This is a genomic window from Brevibacillus sp. NL20B1 (assembly GCF_018195675.1).
Taxonomy (GTDB): domain Bacteria; phylum Bacillota; class Bacilli; order Brevibacillales; family Brevibacillaceae; genus Brevibacillus; species Brevibacillus aydinogluensis.
On record NZ_JAGTPT010000052.1, the window covers coordinates 1 to 1,955 of the forward strand.

Here is a 1,955-nt window from a genome sequence, read left to right on the forward strand (position 1 = left end):
ACCCTACCGGGGCGCCCCTTCTCCCGAAGTTACGGGGCCATTTTGCCGAGTTCCTTAGCAAGAGTTCTCCCGCGCACCTTAGGATTCTCTCCTCGCCTACCTGTGTCGGTTTGCGGTACGGGCACCTCATTCCTCGCTAGACGCTTTTCTTGGCAGTGTGAAATCAGGGACTTCGGTACTTGCATTTCCCTCGCCATCACAGCTTGCCCTTGGCGGTGTGCGGATTTGCCTACACACCAGGCTTGCTGCTTGGACGGCCATCCAGCAGGCCGCTCGCCCTATCCTCCTGCGTCACGCCATTGCTCAAGCGGAATGGAGGTGGTACAGGAATATCAACCTGTTGTCCATCGCCTACGCCTTTCGGCCTCAGCTTAGGTCCCGACTAACCCTGGGAGGACGAGCCTTCCCCAGGAACCCTTAGGCTTTCGGTGGACAAGATTCTCACTTGTCTTTTCGCTACTTACACCGGCATTCTCACTTCCAAGCGCTCCACCGCTCCTTCCGGTACGGCTTCGCCGCTGCTTGGAACGCTCCCCTACCCAGTCCGAAGGACTGCCATAGCTTCGGTGGTACGTTTAGCCCCGTTACATTTTCCGCGCAGAGTCACTCGACCAGTGAGCTATTACGCACTCTTTAAATGGTGGCTGCTTCTAAGCCAACATCCTGGTTGTCTGGGCAACTCCACATCGTTTCCCACTTAACGTACACTTGGGGACCTTAGCTGATGGTCTGGGCTGTTTCCCTCTTGACGATGGATCTTAGCACTCATCGTCTGACTCCCGGACATAAGTCGTTGGCATTCGGAGTTTGACTGAGTTCGGTAACCCGATGAGGGCCCCTAGCCCAATCAGTGCTCTACCTCCAAGACTCTCATTCCGAGGCTAGCCCTAAAGCTATTTCGGGGAGAACCAGCTATCTCCGAGTTCGATTGGAATTTCACCGCTAGCCACACCTCATCCCCGCACTTTTCAACGTGCGTGGGTTCGGGCCTCCAGTAGGTGTTACCCTACCTTCACCCTGGACATGGCTAGATCACACGGTTTCGGGTCTACGGCAACGTACTGTCGCCCTGTTCAGACTCGCTTTCGCTGCGGCTCCGTCTCTTCGACTTAACCTCGCACGCTACCGTAACTCGCCGGTTCATTCTACAAAAGGCACGCCGTCACCCCTAAAACGGGCTCCGACTATTTGTAAGCACACGGTTTCAGGTTCTCTTTCACTCCCCTCCCGGGGTGCTTTTCACCTTTCCCTCACGGTACTGGTTCGCTATCGGTCGCTAGGGAGTATTTAGCCTTAGCAGATGGTCCTGCCAGATTCACACGGGATTTCACGTGTCCCGTGCTACTCGGGATCCGTCTCGGAGAGACACCTGTTTGGGTTACGCGACTGTCACGCTCTCTGGTCGGCCTTCCCAGACCGTTCACCTACAGGTGTCTTTTGTAACTCCACGTGAGACGTCCCACGACCCCGCAGGGTAAACCCTGCGGTTTAGGCTCTTCCGCGTTCGCTCGCCACTACTGACGGAATCACTGTTGTTTTCTCTTCCTCCGGCTACTTAGATGTTTCAGTTCACCGGGTGTGCCTTCACGTCACCTATGGATTCAGTGACGGATACCATCCCATTACGGATGGTGGGTTGCCCCATTCGGAGATCCCCGGATCAATGCGTGCTTACCGCTCCCCGAGGCTTATCGCAGTTCGCTGCGTCCTTCATCGGCTCCTAGCGCCAAGGCATCCACCGTGTGCCCTTAGTAACTTAACCACATAGGATTATCCTCAGCTTTCCATGCAGTATCCAGTTTTCAAGGAACGAAGTGCTGCTGCCGTCAGGCAGCCGCCTGGCAACGTCCTACTCTCCCGGCCCCCTTCGGGGCAAGTACCATCGGCGCTGGAGGGCTTAACGGCCGTGTTCGGAATGGGAACGGGTGTGTCCCCTCCGCCATCGTCACCAGACA

Annotated in this window: 2 rRNA genes; both read right to left on the reverse strand. The window is 56.3% G+C overall.

Annotation, left to right across the window (positions count from 1 at the left end):
* A 23S ribosomal RNA gene (locus KDN35_RS19685) occupies positions 1-1,762 on the reverse strand; the annotation flags it as partial.
* 74 nt (positions 1,763-1,836) lie between these two features.
* Positions 1,837-1,953 (reverse strand): 5S ribosomal RNA (gene rrf, locus KDN35_RS19690).
* Positions 1,954-1,955 lie beyond the last annotated feature (2 nt).